At 65.8% G+C, this 21,711-nt stretch carries 22 protein-coding genes and 1 pseudogene; 3 read left to right on the plus strand and 20 right to left on the minus strand.

The genetic code is table 11. The features are described 5' to 3' along the window. Positions 1-256: 256 nt before the first annotated feature. The gene (gene murA, locus AU185_RS12955) at positions 257-1,510 is read right to left on the minus strand and encodes a UDP-N-acetylglucosamine 1-carboxyvinyltransferase (protein WP_059100220.1); all 1,254 of its coding nucleotides are present in this window, start codon (positions 1,508-1,510) and stop codon (positions 257-259) included. Positions 1,511-1,580: 70 nt separating this feature from the next. On the opposite strand from murA, the gene AU185_RS12960 reads away from it, so the two are divergent. Continuing rightward, positions 1,581-2,159 carry a cob(I)yrinic acid a,c-diamide adenosyltransferase gene (locus AU185_RS12960; protein WP_059100221.1) on the plus strand — a complete coding sequence of 193 codons (579 nt, stop codon included), beginning with the start codon at positions 1,581-1,583 and terminating at the stop codon, positions 2,157-2,159. Here AU185_RS12960 and AU185_RS12965 read toward each other — a convergent pair. The 16 genes from AU185_RS12965 to fadD1 all read right to left on the minus strand — a co-directional run bounded on the left by AU185_RS12965 (position 2,156) and on the right by fadD1 (position 16,628). Continuing rightward, on the minus strand, positions 2,156-2,602 hold the full coding sequence (locus tag AU185_RS12965) for a DUF2550 domain-containing protein (RefSeq protein WP_059100222.1): 447 nt from the start codon (positions 2,600-2,602) through the stop codon (positions 2,156-2,158). The genes AU185_RS12960 and AU185_RS12965 overlap by 4 nt on opposite strands. A gap of 9 nt (positions 2,603-2,611) precedes the next feature. Next, a complete protein-coding gene (locus AU185_RS12970; RefSeq protein ID WP_059100223.1) occupies positions 2,612-2,977 on the minus strand; it encodes a F0F1 ATP synthase subunit epsilon in 366 nt (121 codons plus the stop codon). 2 nt (positions 2,978-2,979) lie between these two features. After that, positions 2,980-4,506, minus strand: coding sequence for a F0F1 ATP synthase subunit beta (gene atpD / locus AU185_RS12975; protein WP_059100224.1), 1,527 nt, complete (start codon positions 4,504-4,506; stop codon positions 2,980-2,982). 20 nt (positions 4,507-4,526) lie between these two features. Then, entirely contained in the window at positions 4,527-5,453 is a 927-nt protein-coding gene (locus AU185_RS12980) for a F0F1 ATP synthase subunit gamma (RefSeq protein ID WP_059100225.1), read from the minus strand. Positions 5,454-5,466: 13 nt separating this feature from the next. Further along, entirely contained in the window at positions 5,467-7,113 is a 1,647-nt protein-coding gene (atpA, locus tag AU185_RS12985; RefSeq protein WP_059100226.1) for a F0F1 ATP synthase subunit alpha, read from the minus strand. Between the two features lie 54 nt (positions 7,114-7,167). Further along, positions 7,168-8,499, minus strand: coding sequence for a F0F1 ATP synthase subunit B/delta (locus tag AU185_RS12990; RefSeq protein ID WP_059100227.1), 1,332 nt, complete (start codon positions 8,497-8,499; stop codon positions 7,168-7,170). A 4-nt stretch (positions 8,500-8,503) separates the two neighbouring features. Further along, positions 8,504-9,022 (minus strand): F0F1 ATP synthase subunit B, encoded by a 519-nt coding sequence (locus tag AU185_RS12995; protein WP_059100244.1) that lies wholly within the window; start codon positions 9,020-9,022, stop codon positions 8,504-8,506. A gap of 8 nt (positions 9,023-9,030) precedes the next feature. After that, positions 9,031-9,279, minus strand: a complete 249-nt coding sequence (locus tag AU185_RS13000) for a F0F1 ATP synthase subunit C (RefSeq protein WP_059100228.1) — start codon at positions 9,277-9,279, stop codon at positions 9,031-9,033. A 64-nt stretch (positions 9,280-9,343) separates the two neighbouring features. Continuing rightward, on the minus strand, positions 9,344-10,132 hold the full coding sequence (atpB, locus tag AU185_RS13005) for a F0F1 ATP synthase subunit A (protein WP_059100229.1): 789 nt from the start codon (positions 10,130-10,132) through the stop codon (positions 9,344-9,346). Beyond that, a complete protein-coding gene (locus AU185_RS13010) occupies positions 10,129-10,569 on the minus strand; it encodes an ATP synthase subunit I (RefSeq protein ID WP_059100230.1) in 441 nt (146 codons plus the stop codon). The genes atpB and AU185_RS13010 overlap by 4 nt, the downstream gene beginning before the upstream one ends. A gap of 236 nt (positions 10,570-10,805) precedes the next feature. Continuing rightward, positions 10,806-12,023, minus strand: a complete 1,218-nt coding sequence (locus AU185_RS13015) for a glycosyltransferase family 4 protein (RefSeq protein ID WP_231740344.1) — start codon at positions 12,021-12,023, stop codon at positions 10,806-10,808. Positions 12,024-12,025: 2 nt separating this feature from the next. Then, positions 12,026-12,679: an L-threonylcarbamoyladenylate synthase gene (locus AU185_RS13020; RefSeq protein ID WP_059100231.1), complete on the minus strand. Its 654-nt coding sequence runs from the start codon at positions 12,677-12,679 to the stop codon at positions 12,026-12,028. Continuing rightward, a complete protein-coding gene (prmC, locus tag AU185_RS13025; RefSeq protein WP_059100232.1) occupies positions 12,676-13,518 on the minus strand; it encodes a peptide chain release factor N(5)-glutamine methyltransferase in 843 nt (280 codons plus the stop codon). Before prmC ends, AU185_RS13020 begins: the two co-directional genes overlap by 4 nt. Further along, entirely contained in the window at positions 13,515-14,588 is a 1,074-nt protein-coding gene (prfA, locus tag AU185_RS13030; RefSeq protein WP_059100233.1) for a peptide chain release factor 1, read from the minus strand. Before prfA ends, prmC begins: the two co-directional genes overlap by 4 nt. 87 nt (positions 14,589-14,675) lie before the next feature. After that, positions 14,676-14,912, minus strand: a complete 237-nt coding sequence (rpmE, locus tag AU185_RS13035; protein ID WP_059100234.1) for a 50S ribosomal protein L31 — start codon at positions 14,910-14,912, stop codon at positions 14,676-14,678. Positions 14,913-15,053: 141 nt separating this feature from the next. Continuing rightward, positions 15,054-16,628, minus strand: a complete 1,575-nt coding sequence (fadD1, locus tag AU185_RS13040) for a fatty-acid--CoA ligase FadD1 (protein ID WP_059100235.1) — start codon at positions 16,626-16,628, stop codon at positions 15,054-15,056. Between the two features lie 100 nt (positions 16,629-16,728). Between fadD1 and AU185_RS13045 the strand changes: the two genes are divergently transcribed. Next, on the plus strand, positions 16,729-17,334 hold the full coding sequence (locus tag AU185_RS13045) for a TetR/AcrR family transcriptional regulator (RefSeq protein ID WP_059100236.1): 606 nt from the start codon (positions 16,729-16,731) through the stop codon (positions 17,332-17,334). A 34-nt stretch (positions 17,335-17,368) separates the two neighbouring features. Here AU185_RS13045 and AU185_RS25895 read toward each other — a convergent pair. Next, positions 17,369-17,954 (minus strand): annotated as a pseudogene (locus AU185_RS25895) (maleylpyruvate isomerase family mycothiol-dependent enzyme). Positions 17,955-18,020: 66 nt separating this feature from the next. On the opposite strand from AU185_RS25895, the gene AU185_RS13055 reads away from it, so the two are divergent. Then, entirely contained in the window at positions 18,021-18,470 is a 450-nt protein-coding gene (locus AU185_RS13055) for a MarR family winged helix-turn-helix transcriptional regulator (RefSeq protein WP_059100237.1), read from the plus strand. A 58-nt stretch (positions 18,471-18,528) separates the two neighbouring features. On the opposite strand, the gene rho is transcribed toward AU185_RS13055, so the two are convergent. Both rho and thrB read right to left on the minus strand, forming a co-directional pair. Further along, entirely contained in the window at positions 18,529-20,466 is a 1,938-nt protein-coding gene (gene rho / locus AU185_RS13060) for a transcription termination factor Rho (RefSeq protein ID WP_059100238.1), read from the minus strand. A gap of 297 nt (positions 20,467-20,763) precedes the next feature. Further along, positions 20,764-21,708: a homoserine kinase gene (gene thrB / locus AU185_RS13065; protein ID WP_059100239.1), complete on the minus strand. Its 945-nt coding sequence runs from the start codon at positions 21,706-21,708 to the stop codon at positions 20,764-20,766. Positions 21,709-21,711 lie beyond the last annotated feature (3 nt).

Consider the following 21,711-nt stretch of genomic DNA (forward strand, 5'->3'; position numbering starts at 1 on the left):
GAAAAAGAGGCAGGCAAAAAACAACAACAAACAAAAACCACCAAACACACTATTGAGTTCTCAAACAACACACCCGCTTTTGGGGCAACCCTGCCAGTCTATACCGATCTGGACAGAGACGTCAAACCCCGTCCGCCAGTCCGATTGGCCTGGGGCCGTGGGCTTCTCACAAGAGGATACGCCAGTTGCGGCCAAGTCCCAAAGCGCCACCTACAAAGCGCTCCGAACAAGAGGCGGGCTCAGCGACTGGCCCCGATCAGGCCACCCGCTCGATTTCGGCGCCCAGGCTCTGGAGGTTTTCGACGAACAGCGGATAACCCCGGTCAATGTGGAACACATCGTGAACCTCGGTGTCGCCGTCGGCGACCAGCCCGGCCAGCACCAGACCGGCGCCGGCACGGATGTCTGAGGACCAGACCGGCGCACTGGATAGCTGCGGGATGCCCCGGACGACCGCATGATGACCGTCGGTACGGGCATCAGCCCCCAGGCGCACCATCTCCTCGACGAACCGGAATCGCGCCTCGAACACGTTCTCGGTGATCATCGACGTGCCGTCGGCGATCGACGCCAGCGCAATCGCCATCGGCTGCAGGTCGGTGGGGAAACCCGGAAAGGGCAGCGTCGCGACGTTGACCGCCTTTGGCCGTTCGTACTGGACCACTCGGAATCCGTCATCGGACTGCGTCACCGTGGCACCGGCGTCATGCAACTTGTGCAGCACCAGCTGTAGATGCTGCGGGTCGACGCCGGTGACCGAGATGTCGCCGTGCGTCATCGCCGCGGCGATCCCCCACGTCGCCGCGACGATGCGGTCACCGATCACCCGGTGCTCGGTGGGATAGAGCCGCTCGACGCCGGTGATCGTCATCGTCGGGGTGCCCGCGCCAGTGATCTGGGCGCCCATCTGGTTGAGCATCGCGCACAAATCGACGACGTCGGGTTCGCGCGCAGCGTTGTGGATCGTGGTGACGCCCTCGGCGACGACGGCGGCCATCAGAATGTTCTCGGTGGCACCAACGGAGGGAAATTCCAACTGGATCTCGGCGCCGCGCAGATGGTCCGCCTCGGCGACGACGCAGCCGTGCTCGATGTTGCACCGCGCCCCCAGTTGGCGGAGGCCGGCCTGATGCATGTCCAGCGGACGCGATCCGATCGCGTCGCCGCCCGGCAACGCCACCTTGGCCCGCTTACAGCGGCCGACGAGCGGGCCCAGCACGCACACCGATGCGCGAAATTGGCGCACGGCGGCGAAGTCGGCGTCGTACTTCGGTTCGTCGGGCGAGGTGATCCGCACGACGTCGCTGTCGAGTTCCACGGTGGCCCCCAGGCCTCGGAGCACCTCGGCCATCAGCGGCACGTCGAGAATGTCAGGGCAATTGGTGATCGTGCTGGTGCCTTCGGCAAGCAGCGTGGCGGCCATCAACTTCAGAACGCTGTTCTTGGCCCCCCCGACGGCTACTTCGCCCGATAACCGGTTTCCGCCGGTCACCACGAATCGCTCGCTCACGCGGGTTAGTTTAAACAGCGCCGCTGGCCGTGTCAGTTTCCTCGGCTACGCGTTCCGGTACGGTTTGACCATGGCAGTCCATCTCACCCGGATATATACGCGCACGGGGGATGACGGCACCACGGGGTTGAGCGATTTCAGCAGGGTATCGAAGAACGACGCCCGCCTCGTGGCGTATGCCGATTGCGACGAGATCAATGCCGCCATCGGGGTGGCGATCGCCTTGGGAAACCCCGGCGAGCAAATCTCGAAGGTCCTCAAGCAGATTCAGAACGACCTGTTCGACGCTGGGGCTGACCTGTCGACACCGGTGGTCGACAACCCCGAACATCCGGCGCTGCGGATCACCCAGAGCTACATCGACCGACTGGAAGCGTGGTGCGATGAGTTCAACGAGTCGCTGCCCGCGTTGAATTCGTTTGTGCTGCCGGGCGGTACACCCCTGTCGGCGCTTCTGCATGTGGCCCGCACGGTGGCCCGCCGCGCCGAGAGGTCGGCGTGGGCGGCGGTGGAGTCGCATGGCGATGCGGTCAGTGTGTTGCCCGCGAAATACCTGAATCGGCTGTCGGATCTGCTGTTCATCCTGTCCCGGGTCGCCAATCCCGAGGGCGATGTGCTGTGGCGACCGGGCGGTCCGGCAACGGATTAGAAGCTACGGCGTCGCGCCCGAGGCGACGGCCTGGACTCCAGCCAGGACAGAAACGCCGTCAGCGCACCGCGATCCAACGCGATTTCATAGCCGCGGCGACGTTCCGGGCTGGTGTCACGCAACTCCAGCACCACGATCTCGTCGGTCATGATGTCGAACTCGTCGCCACGAGGTGCGCGCCGCGAGACGATCTCGAGACCGCGGCGGCTCAGTCGGCGATCCGGCCACCACCGTAGGCTCGACAATCGGTAGAAGCCCGCTTCGCCGCCGCGATAACGCATTACGCCGTGACGCCACCCGTGGCCGCCGACAGCCGGGACGTCCCGCAGGATCGCCGCGGTGCCACCCACCTGCCGTAACTTCCACAGCCGGTAGGACAGCGCGACAACGACCAGGAGCAGCACGCAGATCAGCGCGACCATGGTGACCATGAGCGCGCTCATCGGCGGCCGCTAGTCGATCTGGCCCAGGGCGCGAAGCCTCGCTCTACCCTTGGCAGCTGTTGCGGCGTCGTCGGATTCGGCGTCTCGCCGCGCGCCTTCGGCATCGATCTCGGATTCGAGCTCCGCCGACTCCGCGAGGATGATCACTCCTTCATCGGTGACGGACATGAATCCGCCGTCGACCGCGATGCGCAGATCTTCCTCACCCTCCCGCTCGACGCGCACCATGGCGTCGTCGACGAGCTGGGCGACCAGCGGGATGTGGCGAGGCAGGATGCCGATCTCGCCCGCGGTGGTGCGGGTGAAGAGGAATGTCGCCTTGCCTGACCAGATTTCCCGCTCGACGGCGACAATGTCGACGTCTAGTTCCGCCATTGCTATTCGCCCTCGCCGGAATCGTCGCCCTTGTCGGAATCGCCGTTCGAGTCCGTCTGCGCCGGGGCGCCGTCGCCGCCACCGTCGTCCATCTTCGCGCCCAGGCTCTCGGCTTTCTTCTCGAGATCCTCGAGACCGCCGATGAGGAAGAACGCCTGCTCCGGCAGATGGTCGAAATCGCCCTTGGTCAGCTTGTCGAAGGCCTCGATGGTCTCCTTCAGCGGAACGGTCGAGCCCGGCTGGCCGGTGAACTGCTCGGCCGCCATCATGTTCTGCGACAAGAAGCGCTCGATGCGACGGGCGCGCTGAACCAGCTGCTTGTCCTCCTCGGCCAGCTCGTCGATACCGAGAATTGCGATGATGTCCTGAAGGTCCTTGTAGCGCTGCAGGATTCGGATGACTTCCTGCGCGACGCGGTAGTGCTCGTCGCCGACGACGCTGGGATCGAGAATCGTCGAGCTGGACGCCAGCGGATCCACCGCCGGGAAGATGCCCTTGGAGAACACCGATCGGCTCAGCTCCGTGGTCGCATCCAGGTGAGCGAACGTCGTCGCCGGGGCCGGGTCGGTGTAGTCGTCGGCGGGCACGTACACGGCCTGCATCGAGGTGATGGAGTGTCCGCGGGTCGACGTGATGCGCTCCTGCAGTTCACCCATCTCGTCGGCCAACGTCGGCTGATAGCCCACCGCGGAAGGCATCCGGCCGAGCAGCGTCGAAACCTCCGAACCCGCCTGGGTGAACCGGAAGATGTTGTCGATGAACAGCAGCACGTCCTGGCCCTGCTCGTCGCGGAAGAACTCGGCCATCGTCAGCGCCGACAGCGCCACCCGCATACGCGTGCCGGGCGGCTCGTCCATCTGGCCGAACACCAGCGCGGTGTCCTTGAGCACGTCGGCATCGGCGAGCTCCACCCAGAGGTCGTTGCCCTCGCGGGTGCGCTCACCCACGCCGGCGAACACCGAAGTGCCACCGAAGTTCCGGGCGATACGGTTGATCATCTCCTGGATCAACACGGTCTTGCCGACGCCGGCACCGCCGAACAACGCGATCTTGCCGCCGCGGACGTAAGGGGTGAGCAGGTCGACGACCTTCAGGCCGGTCTCCAGCATTTCGGTGCGGGGTTCGAGGTGATCGAACGCCGGCGGCTTGCGGTGAATCGACCAGCGGTCGAAGTCTTTACCGTAACCGGGCTCGTCCAGGCAGTCGCCGAGCGCGTTGAACACGTGGCCCTTGACGCCGTCTCCGACCGGGACCGAGATCGAGCTGCCGGTGTCGGTGACCTCGACGCCACGAACAAGCCCGTCGGTCGGTTGCATCGAGATGCAACGCACCAGGTTGTCGCCGAGGTGCTGGGCGACCTCGAGCGTCAGCGTCTTCGCCAATTCCTTGTAACCGATCTCGGCGTGCAGCGCGTTGAACAGTTCCGGCACGGAGCCGCGCGGAAACTCGACGTCGACGACCGGACCGGTGACACGTACGACGCGCCCGGCGGTGTCGGTGCTGGTTTTCTTTTCAGCAGTAGCAGTCATGTTTTCTTCGCTTTCTGGGGCTACTTTGAGGCGGCGTCCGCAAGCGCGTTCGCGCCACCGACGATTTCGCTGATTTCCTGGGTGATCTGAGATTGCCGTTCGCGGTTGGCCATCAGGGTCAGGTCCTTGATGAGGTCGTCGGCGTTGTCGGTAGCCGACTTCATGGCGCGTCGGCGCGAAGCCGACTCCGAGGCCGCCGCCTCGAGCAGCGCGGCGAAGATGCGGGTGGAGACATACCGCGGCAACAAAGCGCCGAAAAGGGTTTCGGCGTCGGGCTCGAACGAGAACAGCGTCTGCGGGCCGGTGTCCTCCTCGCTGTACTCCACCTCCATCGGTGCGATCCGACGCGCGATCGCCGTCTGCGACAGCATCGACCTGAATTCGGTGAACACGATGTGCAGCTCGTCGACGCCGAGGACGTCGTCGGCCCCGGGATCATCGCCTTCGTCATCCATACCGGCCGTGAAGGCGTCGACCAATGTCGTCGCGATCTCCTGCGCGTTTTCGTAGTCCGGCCGCTCGGAGAAACCGGTCCACGATTCTTGAATGTCCCAGTTACGGAAACTGTAGTAACCCAGAGCTTTTCGCCCCACCACGTAGAGGACTGGTTCCTTGCCCTCCGAACGAAGAAGAGAGAACAGCTCCTCGGACCGCCGGAAGATGTTCGCGTTGTACGCGCCTGCGAGCCCCCGGTCCGACGACACCACCAACACGCCGGCCCGCCGAGGGTTCGAGCGTGCCACGAGCAGCGGGTGATCCAGCGCGCTCGCGCTCGCGAGTTCGGTGAGCATGTTGGTGATCTCGCGGTCGTAGGGCCGAGCCGCCTCGACTCGGGCCTGCGCTTTGGCGATCCGCGACGTCGCGATCAGCTCCTGGGCTTTGGTGATCTTCTTGATCGAGCCGGCGGAGCGGATACGGCCGCGTAATTCGCGCAGTGTGGCAGCCATCTGCTTTCAGGCCTTACTTCTTCTTCGGTGCGGGCTTGCGGACCTTCACCGATTCCTTCTCGACGTCTTCCTCATCCATCGCATCGACATGCTCGTCGGGCACGACCGAGCTGCCGTCCGTGGTGTCGAAGCCCTTCTTGAAGTCGTTCACGACTTTCTCGAGCTTCTCCTCCAGCTCCTCGGAGAGCTTCTTGCTCTCCCGGATCTCTTTGAGGATTCCCTCCTGCGAACCCTTCACGTGCTCGAGGAACTCCCGCTCGAACTTCTGAACGTCCTCGACCGGAACCGAATCCAGATGGCCGCGGGTGCCCAGGAAGATCGCCACGACCTGTTCCTCGACCGGCATCGGGCTGTTCTGCGGTTGCTTGAGCAACTCGACGAGCCGCGCGCCGCGGTCGAGCTGCGCCTTCGACGTTTCGTCGAGGTCAGAGGCGAAGGCTGCGAACGATTCGAGTTCGCGGTACTGCGACAGATCCAGACGCAGTGACCCCGCCACCTCTTTCATGGCCTTGATCTGCGCGGCGCCACCGACACGCGACACCGAGACGCCGACGTTGATCGCCGGGCGCACACCCTGGTTGAACAGGTCGGTCTCCAGGAAGCACTGACCGTCGGTGATCGAGATGACGTTGGTCGGGATGTAGGCCGAGATGTCGTTGGCCTTGGTCTCGATGATCGGCAGACCGGTCAACGAGCCGCCGCCCAGTTCGTCGGACAGCTTCGCGCACCGCTCCAGCAACCGCGAGTGCAGATAGAACACGTCGCCGGGGTAGGCCTCGCGTCCTGGCGGCCGGCGCAGCAGCAGCGAGATGGCACGGTAGGCCTCGGCCTGCTTGGTCAGGTCGTCGAACACGATCAGCACATGCTTGCCGTCGTACATCCAGTGCTGGGCGATCGACGAGCCGGTGTACGGCGCAAGCCATTTGAAGCCGGCGGAGTCGGATGCCGGTGCGGCGACGATCGTGGTGTAATCCATCGCGCCGCCCTCTTCGAGGGTCTGGCGCACGCTGGCGATCGTGGTGCCCTTCTGCCCGATCGCCACGTACACGCAGCGGACCTGGAGATCGGGGTCGCCGGACTCCCAGTTCTGCCGCTGGTTGAGGATCGTGTCCACACACACCGCGGTCTTACCGGTCTTGCGGTCGCCGATGATCAGCTGACGCTGGCCGCGACCGATGGGGGTCTGCGAGTCGATCGCCTTGATACCGGTCTGCAACGGCTCACTGACGCCTTGGCGCTGCACCACCGAGGGCGCCTGCAGCTCGAGGGCGCGACGTTCGGTGGTCTCGACCTCACCGCGGCCGTCGATCGGCTGGCCCAGCGGATTGACCACGCGACCAAGGAAGCCGTCGCCCACCGGCACCGAGAGCACCTCGCCGGTGCGCTTGACCTGCTGACCCTCTTCGATCTTCTCGAAGTCACCGAGGATGACCGCGCCGACGCTGTGCTCGTCGAGGTTCAGCGCGACGCCGAGCACGCCACCGGGGAACTCCAGCAACTCCTGGGTCATGACCGAGGGCAGCCCCTCGACGTGGGCGATACCGTCGCCTGCGTCGATGACGGTGCCGATCTCTTCCCGCTCGGTGTCCGCCTCGAAGCCGGCGACATACTCCTCGATCGCGCCCTGGATCTCGTCCGCCGAGATCGTCAACTCTGCCATGGTTCGTCTTCCTGGTTCGTATATGTGTGAGTGTGTGGGTCTTGGGTGGTCGGGTCAGTCGGGTAGGTGGGTCTCGGCCGCCGCAAGCTTCGACGCCAACGAGCCGTCGATCACCTCGTCACCGACGGCGATGGTCAAGCCACCGAGCAACGCAGGGTCCACCGCCAGCTGGATCGACACCGGATGGCCGTAGATGCGGGCGAGCAATTCGGTGAGCCGCTCGCTCTGCTCGTCGCTCAGTTCAGCGGCCGCACGAACCTGCGCGACGATTTCGCCGCGCCGCGAAACGGCCAGATTTGCCAGTTCGCGAACCGCCTCGTCGGCGCGATCGCCATGCAGCAGGTCGAGCGTCTGGCGCAGCAGATCCGCGGTGTTCTTGTTCGCCTGGCGCCCGAGCACGTTGTTCAGCAAGCCGATTCGGCCATCCAAGGGCGCGGTGTACTCGCTGAGCAGCGTTATCAGCCGAGGCTCGGAATCAAGTATGCGACTGAACCTGAACAGCTGGTCTTCCACATCCTCGATCTGGCCGTCTGCCTCGGCGCGCACCAGCAACGCCAACCTGGCGGCGTGCTGGAGCCCGTGGATCAGATCGCCCGTCGTCGACCAGCGCTGCGACACAGCGGTTTTGAGGATTTCCAACGCGGGGTCGGAGACCTTCCCGGAGAGCAAGCGCTCGATGACCTGAACTTTGGGGTCGGAATTGCTCGACGGGTCGGCAAGATGCCTGGCGAGTACGGCCTCGCGGCGCAACAGTTTCGCTGAGGACGTCAGATCGGTGGCCAACTTCGTCAGCGCGTCGGCGTCGAGACCGGAAACGACTCCGTCGAACCGTTCGACCACCTGGGACAGCGACTCGCGGCTGGCAGCGCGGAGTTTCGCAGTGGCAGCGTTAGAGAGCGTCGTCGTCGACGGGGCCATCTCGTCGAGATCGGCGAGAAAGCGGTCAACCGTCGCGGACAGCTCGGAACTATCGGAGACGAAGTCGCGCACGATGTCGCCGGCCCGCTGCACCGATTCCGCGCCGAGGCCCTGCCGTAGCTCGCGCACCAGCTGCTGGCGCAGCAGTTGAACCTGTTGCGCGCCCTGGATTTTGATCCGCTCCAACTCCAGGTCGGCCTGGGCGCGGAGCTGTTCTGCGATCCGCTCCGCATCATGGCGGGCCTCTCCGATCACCGCCGCCGCTTCGGCTTTGGCCTCTTCCAACGCCTTTGCGTGCTCGGTGTCTGCGTCGGCCACCTTCTTCTCGGCCTCGGCATGCTCCTCGAGCTGTCGACGGACGGTCTCCTTCTGGTTGTTCATCATGCGCCGCACCAACGGCACGACGAAACGCCACAGCAGGAAAACGATGACCGCGAAACCGATCAGCTGTCCGATGAATGTCGACATGCGTCTACCGCCCCTGACCCGTCGAGACCGGCACCGTACGAGTGGTCACGTCGACGCCGAGCACGCGGCTCGCCAGGTTCGCCGCCAGGGTTTCGACAGACGCTTGGAGGTCGGTCGTCACCGCCAGTGACTGTCTCGTGAGCTCCTCGTTGGCCTGCTGAAGCAGACCCGATACTTCCGTGTTGGCACGGCTGCGCGCCTCGTCGACGATCTTGCGTCCCTCGGCGCGGGCTTCCTCGCGGACGTTCGTTGCGTCGCGGCGCGCGGTCGCCATCACCTCGCGGTAATCGGCCTCGGCGGCAGCCCGCAGTTGGGCTGCCCGCCGATTGTCCTCAACCGTCTTCTGCACCATGGCTTCGCGCTCGCGCAGCACCTTCGAGATCGGTGGCACGACCCACTTCGCGATCACGCCGAGCACGATCAGGAAGATGAGCAGCACGAAGAAGAAGGTGCCGTTGGGGATGAGGAAGTTGCTTTGCCCGCCTCCCTCTGCCGCCAACAGAACGACGTTCGAGTCAGCCATGGCCGGCATTAACCCCCGACCGGGGTGGCGAACACGAACAGCGCCATGAACGCCAGGTTGATGAAGTACGCCGCCTCGACCAGACCGACCGTGATGAAGAACGGAGTGAACAGTCGGCCCTGGGCCTCCGGCTGGCGAGCGATGCCGGCGATCAGCGCGTTACCCGCGATGCCGTCACCGATACCGGCGCCGATTGCACCGCCGGCCATGATCAGTCCACCGCCGATGAGCGCGCCGGCAGCGATAGTGGGATCCATTCCTTATCCTCCTTGGTAACTGGTAGCTGTGCTACCAGGCTGTGGGTCCTGCTGGGTGGGGCGGCTAGTCATGATGCTCGTCGAGCTCCATCGACTGGCTGAAGTACAAGATCGTCAGCAGCGCGAAGATGAACGCCTGGATCGCGCCGACGAACAGGTCGAAGCTCTTCCAGATCGCGTTCGGCAGCCACATGATGTACGGCGGGAACAGCGCGATCAGCGCCACCAGGATGCCGCCGGCGAAGATGTTGCCGAAGAGTCGCAGCGACAACGAGATCGGCTTCGCGAGCTCCTCGACGAGGTTGATGGGTGCAAGGATCGCGACGTGGCCCTTGAGCACCCGCCACGGGTGGCCGAGCGGCCCGCGGCGCCAAAAGCCGGCCGCGTGGTAGCAGATGAACACGAACAGCGCGAGCGCGAGTACGAAGTTGATGTCCGATGCCGGCGGTTTGAGCACCTCGTGGATCGCGCCACTGGAGTCGGTGTACTGCCACGGGAACACCGACAGCCAGTTCGCCACCAGAATGAAAACGAACAGCGTCACCGCGAGTGGCAGCACGAACGGTGCGATCTTCATCCCGATCGCGGCCTCGACCTGGTTGCGCGTCTGAACGGTGATCGCTTCCCAGAACAGTTGCACGCCACTGGGCACACCGGTCGAGGTGACCTTCGCGCGCAGGTAGAACGCCAGCGCGAGCACGATCACCGCCGCGATGGCCGTCGCCAGCAGCGTGTCGGTGTTCACCGTCAGCCCGAACCAGTGGGCCTCCGTGTGGTGGCCGACCTGGATGCCGGATTCCGCGGCGAGGATTGTGGTCTGACCCGCTTGGCCGGCGACCTCAAGTCCTGTCATTGCTGCGCCCCTTCGATCTCATCAGCTGGGCCTTCCTTGAGCTTCTTCATCACCGGCAGCGCCGTGGAAACAACAAGCAATACCTGGAAGAGCGCCATCCCAAACACCACGCCCAAGCCCTGCGGCCGGAAGACGAATGCGATGGTCAACCCGATGACCGTCATGATCAGCAGCCGCGTGGCGGAGTTCAGCGCCATCTTGCGCTTGAGCGGATGCGCATCGGCGGTGATCGAATCCACCGAGCGCTGCACCAGGACGGCGTTGAGCAAACCCAATCCGAGGCCGATGCCGAAGAACACGCCGATCATGGGATGGCCGAGCAGAGCGGCCGCCGCGGTCACCAGTCCGGCGAACACCACACAGATCGCAAGCAGGCGCAATGGCCGAAAGGCAACGGAGGGGAACACCAACGGCGCGTCTTGCGCTGGCGTCGTCACTACTTCACCTCAATCCGCGGTCACGGTGGCTGCCCCGATGATGTGCGTGCGTGGCGCACTGAGCGTATCGGAGGGCGGTTGGCTCGCCGGAATCACCCACGGGGCAGCTCCCTTTGTCGGTCGTTGTTCCGTGCCGATCGGTTCTGCACCGACGACCCGGAGGCCGGCAACCCGCGAGGTTTTTTCGGGTTCTGTTTGCACCCTAACACATGGTGGGAGGCATAAAAGAGGGTCTACTACTTTTCGTCGTACATTTCCTCGAACTGGCCGTTTCGGCGGCCCAGAAGAGGGATCAGCGTCACGACGACGGCGACCAGAATCGCCCCCAGCATGACCGCCCCGCTGTAGCGCGGATCGAAGAAAATCGTGCTGGCAGCGCCGAGCGCGACGATGCCCACCCACAGATAGATCAGCAACACCACCCGCCGGTGCGAGTGGCCGATTTCCAGCAACCGGTGATGCAGGTGCATCTTGTCCGGGCTGAAGGGGCTCAGACCCGCGCGGGTGCGCCGGATGATGGCCAACAGCATGTCCAGTGCGGGCACGAACATGACCGCCACCACGAGCAGGAACGGCGACAGCAACGCGAACACGTCGCGCACGCCGTACGCGGTCTGCGAGATCGGTCCGGCCGCGGTGGTGGAGGCCGCGGCGAGCATCAGGCCGATGAGCATCGACCCGGAGTCCCCCATGAAAATTTTGGCGGGATGGAAGTTGTGCGGCAGAAATCCCAGACATGCGCCGGCGAGTACCACAGAGATGACCGCGGGCGGGTAGAACAACACGTCTCCGCCGTGGTCGCGCAGCAACCCGACGGAGAAGATGCAGATCGCCGACGCGGTGATCAGGCCGAGTCCGGCGGCGAGCCCGTCGAGACCGTCGACGAAGTTCATCGCGTTGACGATCGCGACGGTCAGCGCCAACGTCAGCAGGATCGACGAAACCTGGTCGAGCACGATGGTGCCCACGCCGCCGAGCGGGATGTAGAGGACGCTCCACGCCACCCCCATCGTGACGAGCACGCTGGCGGCCGTGATCTGCCCGGCGAATTTGGTCAACGCGTCCAGGCCCCAACGGTCGTCGATCAGGCCGACGACCATGATCAACCCACCCGCGACGACCACCGCGGGCATGCCCGACGAATAGACGAAACCGCGCGTCAGCGCCGGGAGCTGCGAGGCCAGGAGGACGGCAACCGCGACGCCGATGTACATCGCCAGGCCGCCCATTCGGGGCGTCGGCTCGTGATGGACGTCGCGGTCGCGCGGATAAGCGACAGCGCCGAGCCGGCGCGCCAGCACCCTGACCCAACCGGTGGCGAAATACGTGATGATCGCGGCGGTCAGGCCGACCAGCGCGAGCTCCCGGATCGGTACGCCCGCACCGCGATCGTCGAGTGCCAGCAGTGTGTCGGTGGCGTAGACCACCGGTGAACCGTACTGCACGAAACCCACTATCAGTCCGTCAAAGTCGCGGGTTCCACGTCGAGCACGGTTGCGATCGCCTCCACGGTGACCGGACCCTGGCGCAGCACGCGCGGATGCGCACCGGTGAGGTCGAGGATCGTCGATGCCGCCTGCCGCTCGGACGGCCCGGCATCGAGATAGACCTCGACGAGATCACCGAGTTGCTCGCGCGCCTCTTCGGCGGTGACGGCGGCGGGCCGGCCCGAGATGTTCGCACTCGACACCGCCATCGGCCCGACTTCGCGCAGCAATTCGATGGCCACCGGATGCAGCGGCATGCGCAGCATCACCGTGCCGTGCGCGTCGCCGAGATCCCATTGCAGCGACGGTGCCTGACGCACCACCAGGCTGAGCGCACCCGGCCAGAACGCGCGGATGAGTTCGCGCGCGGTGTTGGGCACGTTGTAGACCAGGCCTTCGATCGTGTGCCAGGAGCCGACGAGGACGGGCACCGGCATGTCGCGGCCGCGGTCCTTGGCCGCGAGTAGCGCGGCGACGGCTTCGCTGTCGAACGCGTCGGCGCCGATGCCGTAGACGGTGTCGGTCGGCAACACGACTAGTCGACCGCCCCTGAGCGCGCTGATCGCCGATGCGACACCGGTCGCGCGCTGGTCGGCGTCGGAGCAGTCGAAAAGGTGGCTCATCGGGTCCTCCGGGCACTCACGAACCGTGGCCGCCCCGCCAGATCGCGCCGAGCGGTGATGTCGTCGAAACGCTGTGTTCGTTCGAAGCACTCGACGGTCCGGCCCGAGGTCGTGTCGTCGTGTTCGACGGCGGTCAGGCCGCCGATGCGCAACCACCTCGACCCGAGGTCGGCGATCGCATTGATCACCCGCATGCCGTCGGATCCCCCGAACAACGCGTGTGCCGGATCGTATTCGGCCACTTCGGGTTCCAGCCGGGCGCCGTCGGGAATGTAGGGCGGGTTGGCGACGAGGAGGTCGACCGAACCCTCGAGTTCGGGCAGCAGCCCGGGTTCTGTGACGTCGGCGCAGACGATTTCGACGCCCGTTTCGGCGAGGTTTCGTCGCGCATACTCCAACGCCGGTGCGGAGTCGTCCACGGCGATGATGCGGGCATCGGGCCAATTGTTCGCCAGCGCCAGCGCCAGCGCACCGCTGCCCGTACACAGGTCGACGATCAGCGGGCGGTTGGGAAGACGTTGTGCCAGCGCCCATTCCAGCAGGGCCTCGGTTTCTGGGCGCGGGATGAACACACCCGGACCGACGCGCACGTCGACCGGGCCGAACGGCGCGGTGCCGATCAGGTGCTGTAGCGGGACCCGTTGGGCACGCCGGGCGACGAGTTCGCCGTACCGCGCGGCGAAATGAGGATCGGCCTCGGCCTCGACGAGCCGGAGGCGGCCCCGGTCGGTGCCGGTGGCGTGGGCGGCCAGTAGTTCGGCGTCGACGCGCGGCGCTGCGACACCCGCCTCGGCCAGCGCCGTCGCCGCGGCGTCGATCAGCTGGCTGAGCCGGGTCATGTTGTCTGCAGTCTCGCTTGCTTGTCTGCGGCGGCCAGCGCGTCGAACAGGTCGTCGAGATCCCCGTCGAGCACCTGGTCGAGGTTGTGCGCCTTGAAGTTGATCCGGTGATCGGCGATCCGGTTCTCCGGGAAGTTGTAGGTGCGGATGCGCTCGCTCCGGTCGACGGTGCGGATCTGGCTGGCCCGGTCGGCCGATGCGTCGGCCTGCGCCTGTTCCTCGGCCACTGCCTGCAGGCGCGCAGCGAGCACCTGCATCGCGCGGGCTTTGTTCTGCAACTGCGACCGCTCGTTCTGACAGGTGACGACGATGCCCGTGGGCAGGTGCGTGATGCGGACGGCGGAGTCGGTGGTGTTGACGCCCTGACCGCCCTTGCCCGAGGAGCGGTAGACATCGATGCGCAGATCCGACTCGTCGATCTGCACCTCCTCGACCTCTTCGGGCTCCGGGTAGACGAGCACGCCGGCCGCCGAGGTGTGCACCCGGCCCTGCGACTCCGTGACGGGGACCCGCTGCACGCGATGCACGCCGCCTTCGAACTTCAGTCGCGACCACACGCCGTCGGCCGAATCACCTTTGCTGCGGATGGACAGCGTGGCGTCTTTGTAGCCGCCGAGATCGGAGAAGGTCTCATCGAGCACGGTGACATTCCAGCCGTGGCGCTCGGCGTAGCGGATGTACATCCTCGCCAGATCGGCGGCGAACAGCGCGGACTCCTCGCCGCCCTCCCCCGACTTGACCTCGAGCACGATGTCGTCGGGGTCGTGGGGGTCACGGGGTGCCAGCAGGTCGGTCAGATGCGAGTCCAGTTGCTCGACCGTGGCCGACAACTCGTCGACCTCGCCGGCGAACGACGGATCGTCGGCGGCCAGCTCCCGGGCGGCTTCCAGGTCACCGCGGGCGGCCTCGAGCTTGCGGTACGTCGCGACGATCGGCGAGACCTGCGCAAACCGCCTGCCCACTTTGCGGGCCCGGCCGGCGTCGGAATGCAGGTCCGGGTCGCTGAGCTGCCGCTCGAGGTCGGCATGCTCGGCCAGCAGCGCATCGATCTTCGGCGCGGTGTCCGTCATGTCGACCTCCTCTCCGTGGCTTTCCGCGAACGCAGACCGGCGCCCGGCCTGGCCGCTGAAGCGGCAGATCGGGCGCCGGAAGGGAAGCTATTTGTCGTTTGCGCTCTTGTCGGCCGCCTTGCGCTTGCCGTAGCGCTTCTCGAAGCGGGCCACGCGGCCGCCGCTGTCGAGGATCTTCTGCTTGCCGGTGTAGAAGGGGTGGCACTGCGAGCAGACCTCGACATGGATCTGTCCGCTCTGCTTGGTGCTTCGCGTGGTGAACGTGTTGCCGCAGCCGCAGTGGACGGTGGTCTCGACGTAGTCAGGGTGAATACCCGATTTCATGGTTACCTCTTCGATCGTGGCCCCGGGTCGCCCCTCCGTGCTGGAGGTGACGGGCGTGAACCGGAACCGAGGGTCGGCGGTCCATTATGCCAGCTCAACCGCCAAGTGCCTAAACGCGTGCGCAGCGGCGGGTATTCCGCTTCAGCCGGGGATCGGGGCGAACTTGCTGCCGTCGCGCCGCCACAGCGTCCTACCGTCCGCCGCGGCGCCTCGCGCGATCAACTCGCGCTTGAGGATCTTGTTGGTCGCGGTGCTGGGCAGGTCGTCGGCGATCCACACATAGCGCGGCCACGCTTTGGGCGAGAGATCGCGCTGCGCCGCCAGAAACTCCTCGAACGTGCCCGGATCGAGTTCGGCGCCGTCCTGCAGCACGAGGGCCGCCATCACCTGGTCGCCGACGATTTCGTCGGGCACCGGGTAGACCGCGACCCGGTTGACCGCCGGTAGCCGCAGCAGTATCCGCTCGATCGGCGCGGTCGCGAGGTTCTCACCGTCGACCCGCATCCAGTCGGCCGTTCGGCCGGCCAGATAGATGTAGCCGTCGGCGTCGCGGTAGGCCAGGTCACCCGACCAGTACATGCCGTGGCGCATCCGCTCATCGGTGGCGTCGCGGTCGTTGTAGTAGCCGCGGAACAGACCGCTGCCGTCGGTGTTGACCAGTTCGCCCACCGCGACGTCGGCGTTGATCAGCGCACCGTTCTCGTCGAACTCGGCCACCGGGCACTCGGTCACCGTCTCGCTGTTGTAGATCGCGACACCCGGGAAGCCTTGTCCGATCGAGCCTTTCGGCGTATCCGGGGTGCGGGTGATGATCACCGCATTCTCGGTCGAGCCGAACCCGTCGTCGACGGTGACACCGAAGCGTCTGCTGAACTCCTCGATGTCGCGGTCGGTGGCCTCGTTGCCGAACGCGACGCGCAGCGGGTTGTCGCGGTCGTCGGACTGCTCGGGCGTGGCCAGCACATAGGCCAGCGGCTTGCCGACGTAGTTCATGTACGTGACGCCGTAGCGTCGGATATCGGCCAGGAAACCGGACGCGGAGAACTTGGCGGGCACCATCGCGGCTGCGGCGACCAGAGCGGGCGCCCAGCCACCCACCACGGCGTTGGAATGAAACATCGGCATCGACAGATAGCAGGTGTCCCGGTCGGTGAGTTCGAACCGTTCGACCAGCGCGTTGCCGGCGAACAGCGGCATCATGTTGGCGACCTGAACGGCCTTCGGGTCACCGCTGGTGCCGGAGGTGAAGATCATCATGAACGTGTCGTCGACGCCGACTTCCCGATGCGGGACGAAAGGGGGCGCACCGGCAAGGAAATCGGCCCACCCGGCGCTGGACGTGTCGAGCACCGTGACACCTGGCAGTTCCAGCCCGTCGAGCAGAGCGCGATGGTCGGCGTCGGTGATCACAAACTGGCAGTCCACCTTGAGGATGTCGCAGGCCAAGGCTTCTCCGCGGCGGGTGGTGTTGATGCCGCACACGACATAGCCGCCGAGCGCGGCCGCCGCGAGTGCGGTCAGCATGTCGGGTGTGTTGCCCAGAAGCACCCCGACGTGCAGCGGACGGCGCTGGTCGGCGGCCCCGATGAGGGCGGCGGCCTGCACCTTCGCCTCCGCTACGTACTGCCGGTAGGTCCACGTGCGGTTCTCGTACCTGATCGCAACGGTGTCGCGGTCGGCGCGCTCGTTCAGCAGCTGCTGAAGTGTGTCCGCCATGGCTCACCTCTCACCGTGAACAGATTTCCGATTGTGTCTACCATGACACAATGCTCCGATCGGCCCACTTGAGGGCGAGACTAACCGAGGAGTCCAACGGGTGACGAGCGGCACCGCCACCAAGAATGTTCGCGATCGCCTGATCGACGCGGCGGAAACGTGTCTGCGCGCCAAGGGAATTCGCTCGACCACCGTGTCAGAGGTGGCAGAGGTGGCCGGCGTTTCCCGCGGCTGGTTGTACCGCCATTTCCCCGACAAGGTGTCGCTGCTGGGCGCGGCGATCGTGCGCTTGAACGACGCCTACTGGTCCGAGGCGCACGCGATGCTCGAGCGCGTCGAGGGTCTGGACCGACAGCTCGCGGCGGGTGTTATCCATGGCCGCACCGCCTACGACGACCCGGGCGCGCTGCTGATGAAGCTGCGGGTCGACGAGCCCGAGGAGTTCGCGGCCTGCGCCGGCGCGGGAGTGCAGGGCCTGGTGCCCGACCTCGCCGAATTCTGGTCCCGGTACCTGATCGCCGCGCGCGAAGGCGGCGAGATCCATCCCGAAACCGACATCGCCGAAGCGTCGGAATGGCTTGCCCGCGTGTTGATTTCGCTTGCGACGGTACCGGGGAACACGCTTGATCCCGGCGATGCCGACGCGGTGTTACGGCACCTGCGCCGCTACGTCATGCCGGGGTTGCGTTCCGACCCCGCCATGTGATTTCGGTGTAGTTCGTCGCGCTCACCGCTACCAACTACACCGAAATCGCCGTGCGGCGCCCGACGAGCACCATCAGGATGTCGCGGATCGGCGCCTCGACGAGGCGGCCCTCGCCGACGCGGAAATCGGCGTCGATCGCCGCGAGTTCCACGCCGCGCAGGCGCCGTTGCGCGTGGAACGGAAAACCCGTCGTCCACACTCGTTCTGCCGCCACGACCGCCGCATCGACAGGCATGGGTCGGTCGATCCCGAGGGGCACCGCGATGTCCTGAGTGTGGACCAGCACATCCATCAATGGATCGACTTCGCTGGTGCCGGGCGGACGTTTTCCGTGAGCCCCGCATCTCCCGCAGCGCCGCGGTGAGCTCACTGGGTGATCTCTTGTCGTGCAAGGCGGCTCGATAGATCATGGCGTTGAACCGGAAGCCTGACCGGAGCAATTCGACCAACATCTTCGACTTCGGCAATTGGGAATGCGTGAGGTGTGCGGCCACCTCCCGCACGGTCCAGCCGTCACACAACGACGATGTCGACCATTGCTGGGGCTCGAGACCGTCCAACATGTCGGCTAGGTTCACCCGCTGCTCATCGATGTGCCGCCAAACGGTATTCGAATCCACCGACGCCTCCTCGGTTAGTCAGGTCTCCTGACAATATAGTCAGGAGACCGTACTAAAATCAACGGGGTGACTGACTGGGTGAGCACGGCGACGTTGATGTTCATCGGCCATCGCGCCGCCGAGGCGCGCGTCATGGAGGCATTGGCCGCAGCGGGTGCTGACGACATCACGATGGCGCAGTCGAGGCTCATGCAGCGCCTCGATCTGCGGCACGTGAATTCGAATGGAATGCGGCTGACCGACCTGGCCGAGCAGGCACGGGTGACCAAGCAGACCGCCGGAGCGCTGATCGATCAACTGGAGAGATCCGGTTATGTGGTGCGGGCGGCCGACCCCACGGATGCGCGCGCCAGACTCGTCACGCTGAGCGACAAAGGCATGGCGGTGTGCCGCGCGGCAGGCGCCGAGATCGCCAAGGTCGAGGACGAGTGGCGGTCGTTTCTCGGTGAGCGCAAATTTCAGCAGCTGCGCGAGGCGCTCACGGCACTGCGGGAGATCACCGACCCCTACCGCTGACGTGGTTTCGGTGCGCTAGTGATCGCTGAGCGATCGATTGAGCACCGAAATCAGTGACTCAGTCGGCGTCCGCGGAGCCCGGAGCGGTCTTGGAGACCTGCACCAGGAACTCGTAGTTGTTCTTGGTCTTGCGCAGCTGGCTCATCAACAGGTCGATGGCCTGATGCGGGTCCAGACCGGACAGCACCCGGCGCAGCTTGTGCACGACCGCGAATTCATCCGACGACAGCAGCAACTCGTCCTTGCGGGTTCCGGACGGGTTGACATCGACGGCTGGGAAGACGCGCCGCTCGGCGATCTTGCGGTCGAGCTTGAGCTCGGCGTTGCCCGTGCCCTTGAACTCCTCGAAGATCACCGTGTCGCCGGTCGAGCCGGTCTCCACCATGGCGGTGGCGACGATGGTCAGGGAGCCGCCCTCCTCGATGTTGCGCGCCGCTCCGAGGAACCGCTTCGGCGGGTACAGCGCGGTCGAGTCCACACCACCGGACAGGATGCGGCCCGAAGCCGGTGACGCGTTGTTGTACGCGCGACCGAGTCGGGTAATCGAGTCCAGCAGCACCACGACGTCCTTGCCTTGCTCGACGAGGCGCTTGGCGCGCTCGATCGCCAGCTCGGCGGCCTGGGTGTGATCGGACGGCGGCCGGTCGAAGGTCGAGGCGATCACCTCGCCCTTGACCGAGCGCTGCATGTCGGTGACCTCTTCCGGACGCTCGTCGACGAGCACCACCATCAGGTGGCATTCCGGGTTGTTCGTGGTGATCGCGTTGGCGATGTCCTGAAGGATCGTGGTCTTACCGGCCTTCGGCGGCGAGACGATCAGCGCGCGCTGACCCTTGCCGATCGGCATGATCAGATCGATGACGCGGGTCGTCAGCCGCTCGGTCGTCGTCTCCAGGCGCAGCCGCTGATTCGGGTAGAGCGGGGTGAGCTTGTTGAAGTCCGGCCGCTTCTTGGCTTCCTCGACCGGCTTGCCGTTGATGGTGTCGAGCCGGACCAGCGGATTGAACTTCTGCCGCGGATTTTGACCGCCGCCTTCACCTTCTTTGGGCACCCGCACGGCACCGGTCACGGCGTCCCCGCGGCGCAGTCCGTTCTTGCGCACCATGTTCATGGAGACGTACACGTCGTTGGGCCCGGCCAGGTATCCCGACGTGCGGACGAACGCGTAGTTGTCGAGCACGTCGAGGATGCCCGCGACGGGCTGAACGACGTCGTCCTCGCGCAGTTCGGTGTCGCGGTCTCCACCGCCTTCGCCGCCACCGCGCTCGCGGCGCCTGCGGTCGCGGAACCGGCGACCCCGGCGGCCACCACGGCCCTCGCCGTCGTCATCGGCATTGCCGCCGCGGTTCTGGCCGCCCTGCTGCTGATCGCCTTGCTGCTGATCGCCGGTGGACTTGGTGTCGGCCTTGTTGGTCTGTTCGTTCTTCTGTTCGTTCTTCTGCCGGCCGCCGTCGTCGCCCGTCTTGGCCTCCTGAACGGCATCGTCGGACTGGCCGTCGGAGGCGCCGGGAGCACCGGTTCCGCGCGTGGCACCGCGACGCTCGCGGCGTCGGGGCTGTTCTTGGTCGGTAGTCGACTCGCGATCGCCGGTCTCAGTGGTCTTCGCCTGTGTGGCGGCGGGCGCCTGTGTGGCGGCGGGCGTCTCGGCGGCGGGCGTCTCGGCGGCGGCGGGCGTCTCGGAGCCCTGTCCACGGCGGCGGCCGCTCGCCTCGCCGCGGCGTTCGCGGATCGCGGCGACCAACTCGCCCTTACGCATACCGGAAGCGCCCTCGACGCCGATCTCCTTGGCCAGTGCACGCAGTTCGGGCAGGACCATGGTCGAGAGCGAGCTGGCGCGGTTACCGGACGCGACGTCTGCCGTCGGCGCGGTCTCCGCGCCGGGCGCGGCGTTCGGTTCGTCCGCTGCCGCAGAAGTTGAGATGTCTGAACTCACGGTGTTTGGCAGCTCACCGTTGTCGCTGCTGCCCCCAGCCGTGATGAGGTCCGTTTCAGTCACGGATTTCCTTTCTTTCCCTCGCAGAACGAGTCATGCGGGGGTTCGGTGCGATCAGTACATCCACTGAACGCATGGGCTCCACCATTGCCCCTGCAACGGTGATGACCTGGCTTCGCCGGTTTGCGGCGAACCGTCAATCCACGAGTAGCCCCAGAGGGAAATGAGTGGTGTCCTAGTGTCGGCGCAGGTAGAGACGCTGCGATTGCCGGACGACAGCGAGAATATCCCGCATCGCGGCGCGAAGCAAGAAAGACATGTGTGTCGTGTTGCTCCTGTGACCCATGGTTTGCGGCGCCGTCAACGTCGTACGGCCGCCCCGGCCGTCCATCGGACGCCATCGCCGATGCGCATTTCGCTGACGGTGAACCCGTTCGCGGCGCCGTACTCCAAGGCTTCTACGGGCAATTCCGACGAAGTACTCAATGCGAGCACCGACGGGCCCGCCCCGGACAACACCGCTGCAATGCCACAACGTCGCAATACGCGTAGGTATTCCGCCGAAGCGGGCATCGCGACCGCCCGTTGCGGCTGATGCAACACATCCTCGGTGGCCGACATCAACAGATCGGGCCGCTCGGTCAGCGCGACCACCATCAGCGCCGCCCTGCTCACGTTGAACCGCGCATCGGTGTGGCTGACTTTTTCCGGCAGCAATACGCGCGTCTCGGCAGTCGACGAACGCTCGGGAGGAATCGCGGTGAACAGACGGATGTCGGGGTGGATGCGGATCGGCGCGGCCGCGAAGCGCGGCGCAGGCTCGTCGGCCTCGGTCCAGGACACCACGCCGCCGCCCAACACCGCCGCGGAGGCGTTGTCGGGATGACCCTCGAATTCCGAGGCCAGCTGGATCAGGTCGCGCTCCGCCAGCGGACTCGAACCACCCTGTACCGCAAGGCCGTTGACGACGGACAGTCCCCCGACCACGGCCGCCGCGGACGATCCCAGCCCCCGCGAGTGCGGAATGCCGTTGCGACACCACACCGTCATCCCGGGCACGCTGATGTCGAGCGCCTGCAGACCGCGCTTGATGGCCCGCACCACGAGATGGGTGTCGTCCAGCGGCACGTGACCGGCGCCCTCGCCCTCGACTTCGACGGTGAGGCCGGAATCGGTTGTCTCCACGACGATCTCGTCGTAGAGGCTCAACGCGAGGCCGAGGCTGTCGAAGCCCGGACCGAGGTTGGCACTGGACGCGGCCACCACGGAGGTGGCCGTCAGCGCGGGCGGCAGTACACGGGTCACCGG

The sequence above is a fragment of the Mycobacterium sp. GA-0227b genome, from assembly GCF_001499855.1.
In the GTDB taxonomy this organism is placed as follows: Bacteria; Actinomycetota; Actinomycetes; order Mycobacteriales; family Mycobacteriaceae; genus Mycobacterium.